The 583-nt window shown below is 35.0% G+C and carries 1 protein-coding gene; it reads left to right on the top strand.

The genetic code is table 11. The features are described from left to right. Window positions 1-90 precede the first annotated feature (90 nt). Complete coding sequence (locus tag P20480_RS03150; protein WP_008132134.1) at window positions 91-438, top strand: copper resistance CopC family protein; 348 nt, start codon at window positions 91-93, stop codon at window positions 436-438. The last annotated feature ends 145 nt before the right edge of the window (window positions 439-583 follow it).

The following is a 583-nucleotide window of genomic DNA, read 5'->3' as shown; positions in this document are numbered from 1 at the left end:
GGAGCTTTCTAAGGCGGAGCTAAAAAGTAATGCTTAGCGAAGTTAAGAAACCATAAATAGCAATTTCAACAAACTAAAATAGAGGTAAATATGAAAAAACTAATTAAATTTTTAACCGTAATCAGTGTCGTTTTTAGTAGTGCGGTATTTGCGCATGTGCATCTTGAAAAAAGTGTGCCTGCTGATAATGCAATGCTAATGAATCCTCCAGAAGAGTTAACTTTGGTGTTCACCAAAGAGGTACGGGTTGTAAAAGTTTCATTGGCCAATAAACAAGGCGAAGAATTTAAATTTGGATTCGAGCCTTCTAAAGTCGCTACTAGCAAATTTACATGGAAACTACCTAAATTAGCTCCTGCAAACTATACTGTGGATGTAACCTTCTTAGGTAACGATGGTCATAAAATGAAACATAGCTTCGGCTTTATGGTTCACTAAAATAGGCGGTGTGATTGATATGGAAATGTATATCTGGAATACAGTCATTGTACTGTCAAAAATTGTATTTTACGTCGGCTTTGCCTGTATTGCTGGTTATACATTTTTCAGGCAAATATTTGAGAATAATGAATCTCATACTAAT

The sequence above is a fragment of the Pseudoalteromonas sp. BSi20480 genome (genome assembly GCF_000241365.1).
GTDB lineage: Bacteria > Pseudomonadota > Gammaproteobacteria > Enterobacterales > Alteromonadaceae > Pseudoalteromonas > Pseudoalteromonas marina.
The sequence above is the reverse complement of the archived record's forward strand: the minus strand, read 5'-3'. Positions and strand labels throughout refer to the sequence as shown.

Bases quoted from the DNA above. Each gene is read 5' to 3' on its own strand.
- P20480_RS03150 (WP_008132134.1), top strand. From the start codon at position 91: ATGAAAAAACTAATTAAATTTTTAACCGTAATCAGTGTCGTTTTTAGT.